Source organism: Autumnicola aciditolerans, assembly GCF_041679265.1.
Lineage (GTDB): Bacteria > Bacteroidota > Bacteroidia > Flavobacteriales > Flavobacteriaceae > Autumnicola.
On record NZ_JBGFSM010000002.1, the window covers coordinates 249513 to 266650 of the forward strand.

At 38.0% G+C, this 17138-nt stretch carries 13 protein-coding genes; 6 read left to right on the plus strand and 7 right to left on the minus strand.

The genetic code is table 11. The features are described 5' to 3' along the window. The first annotated feature begins 566 nt into the window (after window positions 1–566). Window positions 567–1619 (plus strand): M12 family metallopeptidase, encoded by a 1053-nt coding sequence (locus tag AB8M93_RS02840; RefSeq protein ID WP_373056117.1) that lies wholly within the window; start codon window positions 567–569, stop codon window positions 1617–1619. 203 nt (window positions 1620–1822) lie between these two features. Here the strand turns inward: AB8M93_RS02840 and AB8M93_RS02845 are convergent, their stop codons facing one another. Continuing rightward, window positions 1823–2413: an acyl carrier protein phosphodiesterase gene (locus AB8M93_RS02845; protein WP_373056118.1), complete on the minus strand. Its 591-nt coding sequence runs from the start codon at window positions 2411–2413 to the stop codon at window positions 1823–1825. A gap of 117 nt (window positions 2414–2530) precedes the next feature. Here AB8M93_RS02845 and glmM point away from each other — a divergent pair, with 117 nt between their 5' ends. After that, window positions 2531–3916: a phosphoglucosamine mutase gene (gene glmM, locus AB8M93_RS02850; protein ID WP_373056119.1), complete on the plus strand. Its 1386-nt coding sequence runs from the start codon at window positions 2531–2533 to the stop codon at window positions 3914–3916. A gap of 8 nt (window positions 3917–3924) precedes the next feature. Here glmM and AB8M93_RS02855 read toward each other — a convergent pair whose 3' ends face one another. Further along, window positions 3925–4830 (minus strand): lysophospholipid acyltransferase family protein, encoded by a 906-nt coding sequence (locus AB8M93_RS02855; protein WP_373056120.1) that lies wholly within the window; start codon window positions 4828–4830, stop codon window positions 3925–3927. 52 nt (window positions 4831–4882) lie between these two features. On the opposite strand from AB8M93_RS02855, the gene AB8M93_RS02860 reads away from it, so the two are divergent. Both AB8M93_RS02860 and AB8M93_RS02865 read left to right on the plus strand, forming a co-directional pair. Next, window positions 4883–5530: a rhomboid family intramembrane serine protease gene (locus AB8M93_RS02860; protein ID WP_373056121.1), complete on the plus strand. Its 648-nt coding sequence runs from the start codon at window positions 4883–4885 to the stop codon at window positions 5528–5530. Between the two features lie 51 nt (window positions 5531–5581). Beyond that, window positions 5582–6253, plus strand: a complete 672-nt coding sequence (locus AB8M93_RS02865) for an SIMPL domain-containing protein (RefSeq protein WP_373056122.1) — start codon at window positions 5582–5584, stop codon at window positions 6251–6253. A gap of 69 nt (window positions 6254–6322) precedes the next feature. Here AB8M93_RS02865 and AB8M93_RS02870 read toward each other — a convergent pair whose 3' ends face one another. Further along, on the minus strand, window positions 6323–7438 hold the full coding sequence (locus AB8M93_RS02870; protein ID WP_373056123.1) for a redoxin domain-containing protein: 1116 nt from the start codon (window positions 7436–7438) through the stop codon (window positions 6323–6325). A gap of 147 nt (window positions 7439–7585) precedes the next feature. Here AB8M93_RS02870 and AB8M93_RS02875 point away from each other — a divergent pair, with 147 nt between their 5' ends. Further along, the gene (locus AB8M93_RS02875) at window positions 7586–9952 is read left to right on the plus strand and encodes a GAF domain-containing protein (RefSeq protein WP_373056124.1); all 2367 of its coding nucleotides are present in this window, start codon (window positions 7586–7588) and stop codon (window positions 9950–9952) included. Here the strand turns inward: AB8M93_RS02875 and AB8M93_RS02880 are convergent. Next, a complete protein-coding gene (locus tag AB8M93_RS02880) occupies window positions 9944–11128 on the minus strand; it encodes a Pycsar system effector family protein (protein ID WP_373056125.1) in 1185 nt (394 codons plus the stop codon). The genes AB8M93_RS02875 and AB8M93_RS02880 overlap by 9 nt on opposite strands. Window positions 11129–11182: 54 nt before the next feature. Between AB8M93_RS02880 and AB8M93_RS02885 the strand changes: the two genes are divergently transcribed. After that, window positions 11183–14896 (plus strand): metallophosphoesterase, encoded by a 3714-nt coding sequence (locus tag AB8M93_RS02885; RefSeq protein ID WP_373056126.1) that lies wholly within the window; start codon window positions 11183–11185, stop codon window positions 14894–14896. A 365-nt stretch (window positions 14897–15261) separates the two neighbouring features. Here AB8M93_RS02885 and AB8M93_RS02890 read toward each other — a convergent pair whose 3' ends face one another. From AB8M93_RS02890 to AB8M93_RS02900, 3 genes are all read right to left on the minus strand, one after another. Then, window positions 15262–16152, minus strand: a complete 891-nt coding sequence (locus tag AB8M93_RS02890; protein ID WP_373056127.1) for a mechanosensitive ion channel family protein — start codon at window positions 16150–16152, stop codon at window positions 15262–15264. Between the two features lie 16 nt (window positions 16153–16168). Further along, complete coding sequence (locus AB8M93_RS02895) at window positions 16169–16660, minus strand: Dps family protein (protein ID WP_373056128.1); 492 nt, start codon at window positions 16658–16660, stop codon at window positions 16169–16171. 78 nt (window positions 16661–16738) lie between these two features. Beyond that, window positions 16739–17059, minus strand: a complete 321-nt coding sequence (locus tag AB8M93_RS02900; protein WP_373056129.1) for a phosphoribosylpyrophosphate synthetase — start codon at window positions 17057–17059, stop codon at window positions 16739–16741. Window positions 17060–17138: the final 79 nt, after the last annotated feature.

Here is a 17138-nt window from a genome sequence, read left to right on the forward strand (position 1 = left end):
AATATTTAGATGAGAAATGATCATTTAAGAAAATCTCACAGGTATCAAATCCTGTGAGATTTTTAAACAATGAACATATCATGTAATCCTGAATTTTAAAAAGAACTTCAACCTCTTCATAATTATTATTACCGGGGGGTGACTAATTTTTGAAAAGGTTGATTTTCTTTACCATCTCAGTTTTTAATAATTGGATGGTATAGAAGAGGCCGTCCGGAGTTTATCCGGGCGGCTTTTTTGTTAAAATTAACAAAAAATTTTATTCCTATAAGTTTCTGTTTTATGTTGATGAAAAATGTGGAAATGCAATTTTTCATGCTGCTCTAATTTTTTGCCGATGTTCCTTTAAATAAGCAGGTTTTGATACAGTCTATTACAGGAAGAAACAAGATTTAAAATTGTCTCCATTTGTAAGTAATTTTTTCTTCTGTAGGATTTGTAGGAAATTAACTGTTAATAAATTAGAGAAAAACTGGCCCCGTTTTTTATGGTATGAAGCTTGTAAATCCCTATTCAAATTTTTATTAATCGGGACTAGGTGTTCCCCAAAAACAAAAACCCTACTTATGAGAAAATCTAAGTTTCTTTATTTGCTACCAGTGCTAGGAATTTTAGCCTGTAGTGAAGACCAGCTTTCTGAAATTCCTGAAACAGAGAGCTTACCCCAGGAAAATGAAATTAACCAAAATTTAACAGAAGTAGCATATCCCGATACAAAAGGAATTGTATCGGATATTTTTTATGCAGGGCAGAAACTGCCTGTAGCTCAAATTAATGGCGACTATGTCTATCAGGGAGATATCCTTCTTCCAAAAAGTAAGATAAGTACTCAGTACGAAAACCTGATTTTAGAAGAGGGAGAAGCTCCCACTAATAAAAGTACAGGAAGGACTTCCGGTATGTGGCCGGAGAATACCGTTTATTATGCCATTGATTCTAATCTTCCTGATAAAGAGAGAGTATATGATGCCATTAAGCATTGGGAAACCAACACTTCACTCACTTTTATTGAAAGATCAGGAGAATCAAATTACATTTATTTTACCCCTGGCTCAGGTTGCTCTTCTTATATTGGGCAGGTAGGCGGAAGGCAGAATATTACTTTAGCTTCCGGTTGTACTACAGGAAACACTATTCATGAAATTGGCCATGCAGTTGGCCTATGGCATGAACAAAGCCGTGTAGACAGGAACAATCATATTACAATAAAATATGAAAATGTTCAAAACGGAATGGAATATAATTTTGAAACCTATGCAGAAGGTGGTTATGACGGGGAAGAATTTACTTCTAATCTTGACTTTAATTCTATCATGATGTATAGCTCTTACTCTTTTTCCAGCAACGGTCAGCCTACAATTGTGAAGAAAGATGGAAGTACCTTTTCTGTACAAAGAGTTGAACTTTCTAATGGTGACCTGCAGGGAATAGAAAGCATGTATCCTCCTGTAGATGCAAAACCAGACCCTGAAGAACCTGCGGCGCCAACCTATATTAATGGCGAGTATTATACCTTGTATGGTCTTACAGTATTACGTTATTATGACTCCTGGTATTACGGTTCTAAATTTGGATGGAGAAAAGTAAAATTAATTGATGGGAAATGGTATTGGGCTTAATAGTCTAAGGTTGTAATTAAGAACATCGGCAAAAAGCCGGCCTATTTGGGCCGGCTTTTTATGTTTCCAGGTTCTCTTAAAATTGTGCAAACCTCCACAGTAGTTGTGCAATATTTCCACACATTTCTTTAAGAATATTTTAACCATGCCAGAGAGATAGAATTTAACATTAATAAGTAAAATTTTTTTACCCCGGATTAATACTATTCATCCAGTTCCTTTAATTTATTCCCCGTAAAAAGAATTAAATCTTCAAAGAAAAGTTTAAACTCTTCAAGGAATTCTGAATAATACTGTTTTAATTCGTTAACCGCTTCCTGCATGTTAGACTTTCCTTTCGTGCGGTTATTCATCTGAAAAAGAATTTTCTCAATTCCGGTAAGGCTGGAATAATTTAAAAGCCAATTATCTTTTATCATATAAGGAAGAAAATTTTGAACCCTTGCGGGCAGCAATTGATGGTTCTTTTTTAGAAGTCGGTAAAAATCCTCTACATAAAATTTTAAAGGAATATTGGAATAACTATCCCAGTTCGCAGCCAGAAAATGGTCGTATAAGATATCTACGATCACTGCACTATAGTGTCCGTATTTTTCAAAAAGCCTATGCGTGCTTTGCTTTACAACCGGGTGCGTATCCGTATAATAATCTATTGCCCTATGTAAGATAATACCTTTTTGAACTTCGGCTGGAAAAGAAAGATAACTGTTGCCCTTTACAGAATCAGCTATAAAATTGCCTATTTTCAGCTGCTCCTTATTGCCTGATAGATAAATATGTGCTAAAAAGTTCATTTGGGAATATACTAAATTAAAAATGTTGCTGTTTAATTTTTGTTAAGATTTGGGAGTAGGCAACTCAAGCTTTTATATTTGCCATTGTAAAAAATATATGCCAAACTCACCACTATCATGAGCTTAATAAAATCTATTTCTGGAATAAGAGGAACAATAGGAGGAAAAACATCTGAAAATCTCACCCCACTTGATACAGTAAAATTTGCCGCCGCCTATGGCACCTGGCTAAAGGAGACGGTAACTAATAAGAAAGTAAAGGTGGTAGTTGGCAGGGATGCCAGAATTTCTGGTAAAATGATCCAGGAATTAACGATGAATACCCTTATAGCTTTGGGAATTGATGTTATTGACGTTGGCCTTTCCACTACACCAACAGTAGAGGTAGCGGTACCTATGGAAGAGGCTGATGGAGGTATTATTCTTACCGCCAGCCATAATCCCAAGCAATGGAATGCGCTTAAATTATTAAATAATCATGGAGAATTTTTAAGTGGAGAGGAGGGTTCTAAAATTCTAAAGATTGCCGAGATGGAATCCTTTCATTTTGCAGAAGTGGATGCTTTGGGCCAACTAAGCAAGAAGAACGATTATATAGACCTACATATTGAACAAGTACTTCGGCTTTCTTTAGTTGATGTGGAGAAAGTCAAGGCAGCTCGCTTTAAGGTGGTGGTAGATGGTGTTAATTCTACAGGAGGGATCGCCATTCCAAAATTACTCAGAGCCATGGGAGTGGAAGTAGTAAAATTATATTGCGAGCCAGATGGAAACTTTCCTCATAACCCCGAACCTCTCAAGGAGCACCTGGGAGCCATATGTGCCCTTGTAAAAGAAGAAAAAGCCGATCTTGGCATCGTGGTGGATCCTGATGTGGATCGTTTGGCATTTATCGACGAAAAGGGTGAAATGTTCGGTGAAGAGTATACGCTGGTTGCTTGCGCAGATTATGTTCTAAGCAAGAAAAAAGGTGCTACGGTAAGCAATCTTTCCTCTTCAAGAGCACTTAAAGATATTACTGTAAAACATGAAGGCACTTATAAAGCGAGTGCCGTTGGAGAGGTGAACGTGGTTAAGTTGATGAAAGATACTAATGCAATAATAGGTGGAGAGGGAAATGGAGGCATTATCTATCCTGAAGCCCATTACGGCAGGGACAGCTTTGTAGGTGTAGCTCTTTTTCTTACCTATCTTGCTGAAAAGAGTCTTAAGGTATCTAAGCTCAGGCAGGAATATCCTGCATATTTTATGAGCAAAAATAAGATTGAACTTACACCGGGGTTAGATGTGGATGGTATTTTAAAATCGGTTCAAAAACGACATGAAAATGAGGAGATTTCTACGGTTGATGGTGTGAAAATCGATTTCCCCGAAAATTGGGTACACCTAAGAAAATCAAATACAGAACCTATTATTAGAATCTATACTGAAGCTAAAACCCAGCAGGAAGCCAATGATCTTGCTCAAAAGATGATTAAAGAAATAGAGGATATCATTGCCTGATATCTGGATTAGTCAATAATTCTTGCTCCTTTTGGAATGGTAGTATTTCTATGCTTCCAACGTTTGTGGGTCCATAAATAAAATTCAGGTTTCTTCCGTATTTGTTGCTCGAGCAGGTCCAGGTATTTTCTGGTGATTATATGGGGAGCTTCCTCTTGCGCAGCATCGGTAAGGTTTATAAGCCTGGCAACATAATGCCCGCGGGAAACTTTTTCAACATGAAGATAAATAACAGCCATATTAAATTCCCTGGCCAGTTTTTCTGAACCTGTAAAGACAGGAACTTTAATATCCATAAAGTTTGCCCAGTACTTGGATTTTGCCATTTTTGGAGATTGATCTGCAATCATTGCATAGATACCACGCTGGTTCTCTTTTTCATGTTTGGTTATGGTGAGGGTTGCTATGGAAGTGGGAATAAGTTCTCCGTTAAATTTGCTTCTAATTCCTTTTACAAGGTCATCAAAATATGGATTTTTAATCTTTTTATAAACCCCGTAAGCCTTTATTTTTATTCCGTAGAGCTGTAGGGCAATCATCCATTCGTAGCTCGCATAATGCCCGCACATTAGTACAATGCTCTTGTTTTTCTCCTGAAGGCGCAATACTTCTTCAGGATTGGTAAACACAAACCTTTTTTTTAATTCTTTGTTAGAAATAGATAAGCTTTTAATCATTTCCAGGAACATATCGCACATGTGGGAATAAAACTTTTTCCTTATCTGAAAACGTTCCTCCTCGGTTTTTTCAGGAAAGACCAGCTTTAAATTTTCGGCAACCACTTTTTTCCGGTAGCCAATCATGTAATACACCAGAAAATAAACCCCGTCTGATACGGCATAGAAAAGTCTGAAAGGCAGAATAGAAATAATCCATAAAACAGGATAAACCATCCAGAAAACAACGGCATGCATAAAAAAAATTTCAGCAAATATATGGTATATTTGGCACTAAACTTAAACAGGTATGGGAGAATTAAATCTGGTGACCATAATAGTTATTGCAGCAAATGTGATTATTTCTTTTAAAGGCTTTAATGATAATGCGTTTTTTGAAAAATATAAATTTAATGTTGGCGATATCCAGAGGGGTGCAAAATACCAGATCCTTACTTCCGGTTTTCTTCATGTAAACACCGGCCATCTTTTAGTAAATATGCTTACCCTTTATTTTTTTGCCAATGTGGTGATTTATGACATAGGTACTACCGGTTTTATTATCGTTTATCTTGCCAGTTTAATTTTGGGAAATCTGCTTTCTTACTTTTTTCATAAAAATGAACCTTTTTATAGGGCCGTTGGAGCCAGTGGTGCGGTTATGGGAATTCTTTACAGTGCTATCTTACTTTATCCTGATATGACCCTGGGATTGTTCTTTGTAATTCCCATGCCGGCGTACATTTTTGGTATAGGATACTTGCTATATACCATATATGGAATGAAGCGCCAGCTTGGTAATATTGGACATGATGCTCATTTTGGAGGTGCAGTGGGAGGATATCTTCTAACATTAATGCTTGCCCCCTGGGTTTTTGAAACTCATTTGTTAATGGTAATCTTACTTGCAATTCCTATTGTAATCTTATTTGTATTGCAGAAAATGGGAAAAATATAATCTGGTATTCTTATTGCTTAGCTAAATTAAAAAGTAATTATGGTAAAAAAAATGATGCTTCTGTTAGCAATTTTTATTGCTACAGGAATAGGTTCACAGGCACAAACTTCTAATGTACAGGCTGTAAATGTCACTGGAAAAGGAACGGTAAACGTGGTGCCGGATAAGGTTGTTATTAAATCCCGAATAGAGCATGAAGGGGAAAGTGCAGTTGCCGTAAAAAAGCAGAATGATTTAGCGGTGAACCAGGTGATTAAATTCTTAAAGAACAGTGGTGTGCCGGAGAAGAACATCCATACAGATTATATAAATCTGAATAAAAACTATAATTATAACGATAAGACTTATACTTATGCAGCCAACCAGGCCATTTCAATTACCCTGGAAGATATTAATGATTATGAAAGCATCATGTCCGGTTTACTTGAAAATGGCTTGAACCGAATTGACGGAGTGGAATTTAAATCTTCTGAATATGATAGATATGAAGCTCAGGCAAGGAAGAAAGCAGTTTTAGATGGACGGCAAAAAGCTGAAGAACTGGTGGAGCCGTTGGGCCAAAAAATTGGACAAGCAATTTATATTAATGAAATGACCACACGTAACGTGCAGCCGCTTTATAAAATGCAGGCTATGGACGCAAGTGAAGAAAGTGCTGAAACTATAGCTCCAGGTGAAATGGAAATTACCGTGGAGGTAAACCTGGGCTTCGAACTCCTTTAGACTGCTGATCTTTAAAAAAATAAAAGCGCCGTAATCCGGCGCTTTTATTTTTTGTGGAATATAACTTTTTTAATTCAAAAGCTCTTCTACTTTAGCTTCCAGCTCATCGCCGCGTAAATCCCTTGCGACAATTTCTCCGTTTTCATTAAGGATAAAAGTAGCCGGAATAGAACGAATATTGTAGAGCTGAGCTACAGGGTCCTGCCAGAACTGCAAATTAGAGACATGCTGCCATTCCAGCCCGTCTTCTTCAATTGCTTCCAGCCATTTATCTTTCTGGCCTGGACGGTCAAGCGAAACTCCAATTATATTTAATCCCTGGTCATGGTATTTATTGTAAATTTTTACCACATTCGGGTTTTCGGCACGGCAGGGTTTACACCAGGCAGCCCAAAAATCAATAATGGTAACTTCTCCCATGGCATCTTTCAGCGAAAGTTTTTCTCCTTCAGGGGTAGGCGCGCTAAAGTTTGGAGCTTTACTGCCAATGGCAACTGCATCCTGCTTTGCAAGAGTTTCCTTTAGTTCTTTTCCAATGGCTGTATTCTGCAAATTTTCAGGAATTTGGCCATACATTTCTTTTATTTCCTTAACAGGATATGCTTTCATTCTAAGCATATCCATAAGGATCATAAGAGAAACATAGGAATCTTTGTTTTCCTGAAAAATCTTCTTCTTTGTCACTCCGTCATTGTCCCTTATTTCTTCTTCTGCAGCCTGCAGGCTTTCCAGTTTTGCAGTATCCTGGGCACTATAAGCTTCCCGCATTTGATTTCGGCCAGCCATTACTTTCCTGTTCGTTTCTTTCAGGTGGTCCATATACTGGGAAAGTGCACGGTTTTCTTTTCCGCCGGTAATTCTGGAGCTTCTAAGGCTGTCTTTATAGGCTTCAATATTAATTTCTTCATTTTCAGCAATATAAATAATGTTGCCGTTAAGACCTTCAATAGAAATAAATGCCATTTTTGGACCTTCGTTTTCTTCCAGATCGGCTTCAAATTTCCCGTTTTCAACCTGAACAGTGTCTATTACTTCCGGTCTACTGGTTTCATCGCTAATTTCAGAAATATAAACATTGGTTCCGTTTTCTACGCCTTCTATACTTCCGTTGAGAAAATAACCTTTGTCTTGTTCACAGGCAGTTGCCACTACGGCTAAAACTGCCAATATTATTATTTTTCGCATAAATTCATTTTTATTTCCTGCAAAAGTAAAGAACAGTTTTCGCTCTGTTTAGCATTTTGTGGAAAATCTTGTTAATATTTGTTAATTTACACTCAGGAAATATTAGAGGAAATTAAGAACAGGTAATTTTGAACTATATTTTAACCTATGAAAGAACAGTTGAGCGATTTTCCCCTGGACATAAAGATAAGTTTTCATAAAGTAATCGAGCAATATAAGAGTGAACTTGAAAATGAGCGCAGTGATATTGCCAAAGAGTATATGCAAAATGTACTCGATTATGTTTCTACGTTTCCCGAGCTTACCGAAGGAATTGAAGATGCTGCAGATCTTGATAAATTCAGGGAGCCAATAAAGGTGTTACTGCATGATTTGTTTCCCAGTGTGCTTACCAATAACGAAATAAAAGCAGCTTCCATTCCTTATCATAATATTTTATTTAATGCATCCAAAAGATTAAAGAAAATTCTTGAATTAGCAGGAAAGGATTTTATTTTGAAGACACGGGATGTAAATGAGGATACTTATTACATTAATGCCTGCATCAATATCCTAAAAACCTATTATGGGTATGATATAGACTTTTCTAAACCGCTATATTATGATATTCCTGATGAAAAGGGGGTGGTAAGGCATTTCCGGATTGCCTTAAACGGAGACTTTGTACAGATTTTCCCCAAAGATAACGCGCCGGAAATTACACAGGAGGATGTAGACTTGCTTATTCAGAATATTGGGGATATTGATTTATGGAAGAAAAAATTCCCTCCGCAGAGTTATACCTTCAAGGGTTTTACCATTGTAAACCTTACCGATGTTACTGTAGATGATGCTATTTCCAAGCTTAAAACCACGTTGCTTTATAATGAAAATTCACAGAAGGAGGAGCTGTTAAACCTTCAGCAGATCTTCAGGTCTATTTATAAAATTCCAGATCTTAAAGTAGGCTTTACTGTTTACAACACTTCAGAAAAGAAATTTGAAAGAATGGAATCTGAAGACAGCATGAGTTTTATGCTTAGTGATGCTGAAGCCTTGCATCCTGAAGATCTTGGAGGTGAAGCTTACGAGAAACTTATAGAAGAAAGCAGCTATTTTACGGTGGCGAGTATGGATTCTTACCTTAAAAAAGCCGAAAATACAACGCTTGCGAAAAATTTGAAAGCAAACGGCATTAAGAGCTGTATCCTGGCACCGGTGGCTAAAAACCGAAGGTTAATGGGAATTCTGGAACTGGTTTCTGAAAGAAAAAATGAACTCCATAGCATAAATGCCATTAAGCTTGACGATATTCTTCCTTATATAGTAACGGCTACAGAGCGTAATCGTACCGATTTTGAGAACAGGGTAAAGGCCATTATCCAAAGCGAATGCACATCTATTCACCCCAGTGTTCTATGGGTTTTTGAGAAGGAAGCCAAGAAGTTCATCAGGGATATGGATGATGATGGCCTGGCTTCTTTTAAGGATATTACCTTTAAAGATATCTATCCTCTGTATGGCCAAATTGATATTGTAGCGTCCTCAGAAGCAAGAAATGAAGCCATACAAAAAGACCTTTTGCATCAATTGGACCTTATTCTGGAAATTATGGATGATGCCCTTAGTATGGAAGAATTGCCTATTTATGAACAGGTGAAATACAGGATTTCCGATTTTAAGTCGGACCTGGAGACCAGCCTTAATGCTTCCAGTGAACAGAAAGTTTTTAACCTTCTGCAGAAAGAGGTGAATCCAATCATGTCCCATTTAAAAAAGCAATCTACTACGTTAAAGCGAAAAGTGATAGAGTACCAGAACAAGCTAAATCCTGAAACGGGAATTGTTTACGAAGAGCGCAAAAAGTATGATGATACTGTACAGCGTATTAACCGCACCATGTCCCGTTATATAGACAGAAAACAGGTACAGGCGCAAAAAATTTATCCGCATTATTTTGAGCGCTATAAAACCGATGGAGTAGACCACAATATTTACATTGGTGCCTCTATGGCCAATAATAAGCCATTCAACAAGGTATATCTTTATAATCTAAGGCTATGGCAATTAAGTACCATGTGCGAGATGGAAAACAGGTTCTATGAGCTTCAGGAAGAAACTCCAATAAAACTTGATGCGGCTTCGCTTATTTTGGTATACAGCAGTACCATGTCTATCCGGTACCGAATGGACGAGAAAAAATTTGATGTAGACGGGACGTACAATGCCCGTTACGAAATAATTAAGAAGCGTATCGATAAAGCATTTATTAAAAATACAGAGGAGCGGGTTACCCAAAAGGGAAAAATAGCCATCGTGTATTCGCAGCGTAGTGATGAGCGGGAATACCTTAGATACATCAAATACCTGCAAGCAAAAAATTATCTTGGTAAGGAAATAGAACTTCTGGAGTTACAGGATGTTCAGGGGGTAATAGGTTTAAAAGCTATTCGCGTGGAAGTACTTTACACCATCCAGGACCAGGATAACGAAGAAAAAACCATTACCTACGAAGAAATGGAAGAATTACATTAAATAAAATCCTATTACAAAGCTTATCACAGAAATAATGATGCCCACCATAAAAACGGTATAGGTTAACCTGAGCAGGAGATACTTACGGTGCAAGACCTTACCCAGTAAATGCAAATCCAGCATCAGGGATTCATATACATAGTCTTTATCTTTTATCATCTCCTTCATTCCCCACTTAAACTGCTCAAAAGGCATTTTGTGAAAATTTCCGAAGAAAAGAAGGTTAACTTTCCTGTTTTCTACCTGCTCCCTTGTAAATTCCCCGCTGGTAATATTAGGGCGGGTGGATAATATGGAAAGGATGATGGAGGCTACGCTAAAAAATATCAGTACCATACTGGGAATAAGCAGGTGCTTGTTGGATGCCGCGTCTAGTTTTGGAATAAGATTGGCCAGGGCCAGGGAAATAATAATCGCGTTTACTGAAAGTAAAATGTTGGCCTTAGTATCTGCAATATCACTTAATTTAATGTGATTCCTAAGTGTGACCCTAAACATGGATTGAATACTTCGCTCCGGATTATCATTTTTAAATCGTGCTTTTAACCTTGCCTTATTCTCTTCTTTTTTAAGTTTTTTCTGTGCCTTATTGCGGTCTTCGATTAACTCCAGCAGGTTTTCTTCTTTTTTTGGTTTCCATTCCTTCAGCGCATGATCTGTGTAATATTGGTGTTTCTCGGTGAAAAATTTAATGTTTTCCTGCAACCATTCCATATGAGTGAATTTCCTAATATTATGCAGTTCGAGCTCCTGTCTTAAAAATTCACTGGTATCTGTAAAATAATCTTTGGCCACATGTGAAGAATCGGCATCTCGTATAATCTTTTCAGCTTCAGACTCCGGCTGTACACTAAATTTAGTAGCCTTTATTAAGGTACATACCTTTTGGATAAGTTCTTCAGTGGCGTTATTCTCTTTAAGAAAACAGGAGGCAATTTTTATACTTTCCTCTTCATGCCCTTTATAGGTTTTAGTATATCCTGTGTCATGAAGCCAGGCTGCCAGGAGTAGGGCCTCTTCTTCTTTAACATTAATTTCAGAACTAGCAATCAATTCTTTAGTACTTTTAACCACACGCTGCGTATGCTTATAATCGTGGTATATGTAGGTGTTTGGAAGTTCTTCTCTAAATAAATTTTGTACAAATTTTTCTGCTTTCTCAATGAGATTATTCATATACCAATTGCTTATTTTCCTGCCAAATTACAAAAAAAATCGACTTCAGCGTTTATGATAAAAGTTAACCTACTGTACGTAATAGTGGTGGTATCTCTCCTTTGCTCCTGTTCCTCTGCAGGGCCTAAATATAGGGAGGGGGAGCCACAAGAGGATTTTGGATATCCTCAGGATAAAAAAATAGAAAAATCGTTTTACCTTCTAGGCGATGGTGGCTATTCTCCAATAGGGGGAAGTTCTGAAGGATTAATTGCTTTTAAACGTTTTCTGGATTCGGTTAATCAACCTCAAAACTATTCCATCTTCCTGGGAGACAATATTTATCCCGTTGGGATGCCTGCGGAAGATGATCCGGACAGGGAAAATGCCGAATATCGCCTTGAAGCCCAATTGGATGCTATTGAAGATTATGATGGGAATGTGATATTTATTCCCGGCAATCACGACTGGTACAGCAAGGGAATAGACGGGCTGGAAAGAGAGGCAAAATATCTGAAGGAAAATTTTGATGATCGGTTGAAGTGGTCACCAAATACCGGCTGCGGGCTTGAAGTTTTGGATATTAGCGAGAATATTGAAATGATTGTTATAGATTCCCAATGGTATCTTGAAGATTGGGATGACAATCCTAAAATTAATGATGACTGTAATATAAAAACCCGGGAGGCAATGCTTCTTGAGGTAGAGTCTGAAATTAGCAAGAATAAGGATAAGACCATTATTATTGCCATTCATCATCCCTTGCTTACCAATGGAGTGCATGGCGGCCAGTATAGCCTCACCAGCCAGATTTATCCTTCGCAAAAGAAAATCCCGGTTCCGGTTTTGGGATCACTAGCTACCTTAATGCGTACCACAGGCGGGGTTTCCATACAGGATGCCCAAAATGAACGCTACAAGGCAATGGTACAGCGCTTAACCACCCTCGCACAACAGGCAGATAGGCTTATTTTTATTTCCGGGCATGAACATTCCCTGCAGTATATAGAAGATAATAATATTAAACAGGTTGTTGCAGGTTCGGGCTCTAAAGCTTCCTATGTAACCTTGAGCAACACTGGTCTCTTTGCTTACCAGGGCCAGGGATTTGCGGTATTGGATGTTTTTGAAGATGGTTCTTCCTGGATTAGTTTCTACGGAAATGTGGACAACAAGCCGAAACTTTTTTACCAAAAGGAAATCTTTCAGGTACCGGAATATTATAATGCTTCTTTACTACCTGGAAGTTTCCCGGAAAGTATTACCACTTCAGTCTATCCTAAAGAAGAAACAGATAAAGGAGCAACTTTCAGAACCTTGTGGGGAGAGCGTTACAGGGAGCTTTATGGAAAGAATATCAAATTTAAGGTTGCCGATCTGGATACCCTTTATGGCGGTTTAGAACCTGTAAGGGCCGGAGGGGGGCACCAAACGATGTCCCTAAGAGTAAAAGACAGCCTGGGCAGGGAATATAATTTTAGAAGAATTAGAAAAGAAGCCATACAATTTCTTCAAACCGTGGCATATAAAGATCGCCCTATAGAAAGTGAACTGGATAATACCGTGGCAGAGAATCTGGTCAAAGATTTCTATACCGCTGCACATCCTTACGCGTTTATGGCAATTCCCGTTCTTTCTGAAGCTGCCGGAGTGGCACATACCAATCCACAATTGTTTTATCTGCCAAAGCAAAAAAAGCTGGGTAAATACAATTCACAGCATGGAGATGAAGTATACATGCTGGTAGAGCGGCCTGAAGAAAACTGGCTGGGCTATAAAAACTTCTGGAGCCCTAATCACGATATTGTAAGCACGGCCGATATGTTTGAAAGGCTAAGGAGAGATGAAAAATATTCTTTAGATGAACCGGCCTATGTGAGAGCACGGGTTTTCGATATGCTAATTGGAGATTGGGACAGGCATCAGGACCAGTGGAGATGGGCAGAAATAGAAAAGGAAGATGGCAGCCGCGTTTTCAAACCTATTCCACGAGATCGGGACCAGGTGTTTTCAAATTTTGACGGCGCCTTTTTTGGTACCCTGCGGGCTTTGGCGGGATTTGCCAATCAATTTGCTGTTTATGGAGCCGATATTAATAATGTACAATGGTTTAATATAACGGCTACAGGTCTGGACAGGTCCCTTCTTCAGAATACAGGCAGGGAAGCATGGCTGGAACAGGCAAAATACATTAAAGAACATGTTACAGACGAAGTAATAGAAGAGGCCTTTTCTAATCTCCCTCCGGAAACACAGGGTGAGACAACCAAGGAACTTATAGAAAAAGTTAAAGGCAGAAGGGACAATATTGTAGATATTGCTGAACGTTATTATGAACAGTTCGCTAAACTGGCAATTATAACGGGAACAGATAAAGATGATTTTGTAGACGTAATCCGGATGCCTGAAGGGAAGACAAGGGTGACCGTTTACAGAAATAAAGATGGGGAGCGGGCAGATATCCTGAGTGATAAAATCTACGATAAAAAAGAAACCAAGGATATCTGGATTTATGCGCTTGATGATGACGATGAAATCACTGTTGAAGGAGAGGGAGATAACTATATCTATGTACGTATTATTGGAGGACAGAATAATGACATTTATACCATCAGGAACAAGGAAAAACTGAAGATTTACGACCACAAATCCAAACCCAATACTATTAAGGAAGGTGCTAATGCCAAATTCAGGTTTACCGATGTTTACGACATTAACACCTACGATAAGGATAAAAAGAATTATAAGTCTGCCAGTATAATTCCCGCGTTTGGTTATAATCCGGACCAGGGTTTTAAAATAGGAATGGAAACGGTTTACTCTATCTACGGCTTTAAAAGAAATCCATTTACTTCTAGTCATACCTTAGGTGGGGGCATTTATTTTGCCACAGGGGGATTCGACCTTTATTATGAAGGGGAATTTGCCAATATTATCGGGAATTACAACTTGCAGGTTGGAGCACATTTTACCAGTCCTAATTATGCTACTAATTTCTTTGGCTTTGGAAATGAGACCATAAATTATGAAGACGAACGTGACATGGATTACAACAGGGTTAGAATAAGCAGGATAGGTACAGACTTTGGCTTTGTAAACAGCACGCCTTTTGGAAGTTATTTTGCCTGGATGGCCAATTTTGAAGCTGTAGAAGTAGATGCCACACCAGATCGTTTTGTTACCGAAAATTACCAGGAAGATGCCAATTTTTTTGACAGGAAATATTTTGGAGGACTGGATGCCATGTATAAATATGAAAGTTATGATAATAGGTTAAACCCTACCCGCGGAATGCGTTTTGTGCTTAATCTTGGCGGGAAAATAAATACGGCGGAAACCGATCAATATTTCGGATATTTTAAGCCTTACCTTGGTTTCTTTAATGCCCTTACCAGAAACCGAAAGTTAGTTCTTAAAACACATGTCCAGGTGCATATGAATATTGGAGATGATTATGAATTTTATCAGGCCGCCCAACTGGGTGGAGATAGCGGGTTAAGGGGTTACCGCCAGGAAAGATTTACCGGAAAAACAGCCTTTGCCACAGGCGGGGATTTGCGTTATGGTTTTGATCAGTTTAAAACCGGCTTTCTGCCGTTTCAAATTGGTGTTTTTGGAGGTTATGACCTGGGGAGAGTATGGAATGATTTTGAAGACAGTTCATTGTGGCATGACAGCTACGGCGGCGGCGTATGGATAAACAGTGCCGATGCTGTGAATGGTACCTTCAGCCTGTTTTCCGGATCTGAGGGAGCGAGGTTTTCATTTGGTTTAGATTTCAGGTTTTGATGAAAAAGTGAAGGAGTAGAAGGAGTAGAAGGAGTAAAGGTAATATTCCAACCAACTCTATTTTCAGAAAATATCAAATGCAAAAGCCCGGAATTTCCGGGCTTATTTAGTTTACTAGTATCCATTTTATTGTCTAATAAAGCATTTACAAAATCTCGAATTTTATATCAATGGAGATAAAAATTTGAAGCTGCTATTGCCTTTAGGGCTTGCTTTTATATTCTGTGATTTGCATTATTTCCAGAATGGGATAACTAAAAAATTGTGACGTTCATCAGTTCGTTACGATCAAATCTTTCATCTTATTTCTTGCAGCGAGGTGGTCGTGGATTTACCCGAAGACTACTGTTTCAGTATAAAAAATTTCAGTCTTCTTTTTCCGGCTTTTGGATAGATAATTTGTTCGTGAAATCGATGGTCCTTATAGGGAATGGAATATTGATATCATGCGCATCATAAGCTTTCTTAATTTCAATAACCGCTTTATTTTTAGCCATCAGAATATCCCTGTTCTTAGATACATTGGTCCAAAAACGCACCACAAAATTTATAGAACTGTCTCCAAATTCTTCATACATGAATTCCACCTCTTCATTTCCCTGTTGGGGGAAAGTGTTTGCTATTGTTTTTTTAGTAAGGTCCTGTACAAATTCCAGGTTAGAGTTATAGGCCACGCCACAATTCAGCATAACTCTTGAGCGTACTGTCCTGCTAAAATTTTTGAATGGCTCTTCCACAATTTTTCCATTGGGAATAATTACATAATTGTTGTCAGACTGTTTAATAACAATGTTTCTCAGGTTGATCTCTTTTACTTCCCCGGCAAATCCATTGGTCTCTACCCAGTCTCCAATTTGTAACTGAGGCAGGAAACTTAATATTACTCCTGAAAATGTATTGTTTAGCGTCCCCTGAAGCGCGAGGCCAATGGCCAGGCCAACCACTCCCGCACCCGCAAGTACAGAAGTTAGTATTTTATCAAGGTTTAGAAGGCCAAGGGCAATAAAAAATCCTACAAGAATAATAATGGCTTTTAGAACTTTTACAGACATTTCTCTTATAGATGCCTGTTTTACTTTATGCCTTAATAATCCGTTAATTAAGCGGCCTACATATTTTGCAATTAAAATGAAGACGAGAAAAACCAGAATTGCCAAAATAAAATTGGGCAAATTGAGGATAATACTATCTGCCCAATTGCCCAATTTTGTCCCGATTTTACTCAGGGATTCATTTATGCTGAAGTTTTCAAACATTTGGAAAAAATTACTTTTATATGGCCCTATGGGTTTCGGTGGTTTTCATTTTCCAGGCATCCAGCATCCAGCTGGTTTTTTCCAGCTCCCTAATATAAGCTCCAATAAGGTCTATAGTTCCTTCATCACCTCCGTTTTCAGCAACTTTTACAGTTTTTCTCATTTGTGTAAGCAAAACTCCATGGTCTTCCAGCAATTGCTCAATCATCTCAAGATCTGAAAGCTCGCTTTTTGATTCCTTAATATTGGAAAGTTCAAGATACTCACTAAGGTTACTTGTTGGCTGGTGCCGTAAAGTTAAAATTCTTTCTGCAATCTCGTCAACCTTCAGTTTTGCATCATCATAAAGCTCTTCAAACTTTTCGTGTAAATCAAAGAAATTCTTCCCGATTACATTCCAATGGAAATTTCTTAATTTCTGATAATACAAATGATAATCGGCTAAAAGAATATTTAATTCTTCTACAGTCTTTTCTGTTTTATTACTATCTAAACCTAAATAACTCATAGTTTTTATTTATTGATTTAAAAATTTCAATTCAAAATTACAATTCTCGTTCCTGTACAAAAAGATGAAATTATAGAATTAATTTATTGGCCGATTTTTTTTAAGATCAAGTTTCTTAATAAGCTCTGCAGAGGTCTGTCCTGAAGAATAGTCATACCCGTCTACCAAAACCCCTTTTTTTCCCGAAGAAGTACTTATTGCATATAGTATCGCTTCATCACCGGGATTAGATGGGCCTTCAAACCTGTAAACTTCATCTACCACGAAATCCTGTGATAGAAACTCTTCCTTTTCAGCGTCAGACTTTAATTTTTTATCCAGTAAATTAAAGTCTTCTTCATATCCTTCTTCAAGTCTCAACATGTTAAGTGTTTGAGATAAAGTGCCTTTTCGTTTCATAGTTGGTTTTATTTGAACATTCATGTCAAAATACGCTTGTGGCGCCTGTCTTGCAAATGAAGAAGCTGATTTAGTATAA

Excerpts from the sequence above, each read along its gene's own strand:
- AB8M93_RS02840 (WP_373056117.1), top strand. The coding sequence starts at position 567 with ATGAGAAAATCTAAGTTTCTTTATTTGCTACCAGTGCTAGGAATTTTA.
- AB8M93_RS02845 (WP_373056118.1), bottom strand. The coding sequence starts at position 2,413 with ATGAACTTTTTAGCACATATTTATCTATCAGGCAATAAGGAGCAGCTG.
- glmM (WP_373056119.1), top strand. The coding sequence starts at position 2,531 with ATGAGCTTAATAAAATCTATTTCTGGAATAAGAGGAACAATAGGAGGA.
- AB8M93_RS02855 (WP_373056120.1), bottom strand. The coding sequence starts at position 4,830 with ATGCATGCCGTTGTTTTCTGGATGGTTTATCCTGTTTTATGGATTATT.
- AB8M93_RS02860 (WP_373056121.1), top strand. The coding sequence starts at position 4,883 with ATGGGAGAATTAAATCTGGTGACCATAATAGTTATTGCAGCAAATGTG.
- AB8M93_RS02865 (WP_373056122.1), top strand. The coding sequence starts at position 5,582 with ATGATGCTTCTGTTAGCAATTTTTATTGCTACAGGAATAGGTTCACAG.
- AB8M93_RS02870 (WP_373056123.1), bottom strand. The coding sequence starts at position 7,438 with ATGCGAAAAATAATAATATTGGCAGTTTTAGCCGTAGTGGCAACTGCC.
- AB8M93_RS02875 (WP_373056124.1), top strand. The coding sequence starts at position 7,586 with ATGAAAGAACAGTTGAGCGATTTTCCCCTGGACATAAAGATAAGTTTT.
- AB8M93_RS02880 (WP_373056125.1), bottom strand. The coding sequence starts at position 11,128 with ATGAATAATCTCATTGAGAAAGCAGAAAAATTTGTACAAAATTTATTT.
- AB8M93_RS02885 (WP_373056126.1), top strand. The coding sequence starts at position 11,183 with ATGATAAAAGTTAACCTACTGTACGTAATAGTGGTGGTATCTCTCCTT.
- AB8M93_RS02890 (WP_373056127.1), bottom strand. The coding sequence starts at position 16,152 with ATGTTTGAAAACTTCAGCATAAATGAATCCCTGAGTAAAATCGGGACA.
- AB8M93_RS02895 (WP_373056128.1), bottom strand. The coding sequence starts at position 16,660 with ATGAGTTATTTAGGTTTAGATAGTAATAAAACAGAAAAGACTGTAGAA.
- AB8M93_RS02900 (WP_373056129.1), bottom strand. The coding sequence starts at position 17,059 with ATGAAACGAAAAGGCACTTTATCTCAAACACTTAACATGTTGAGACTT.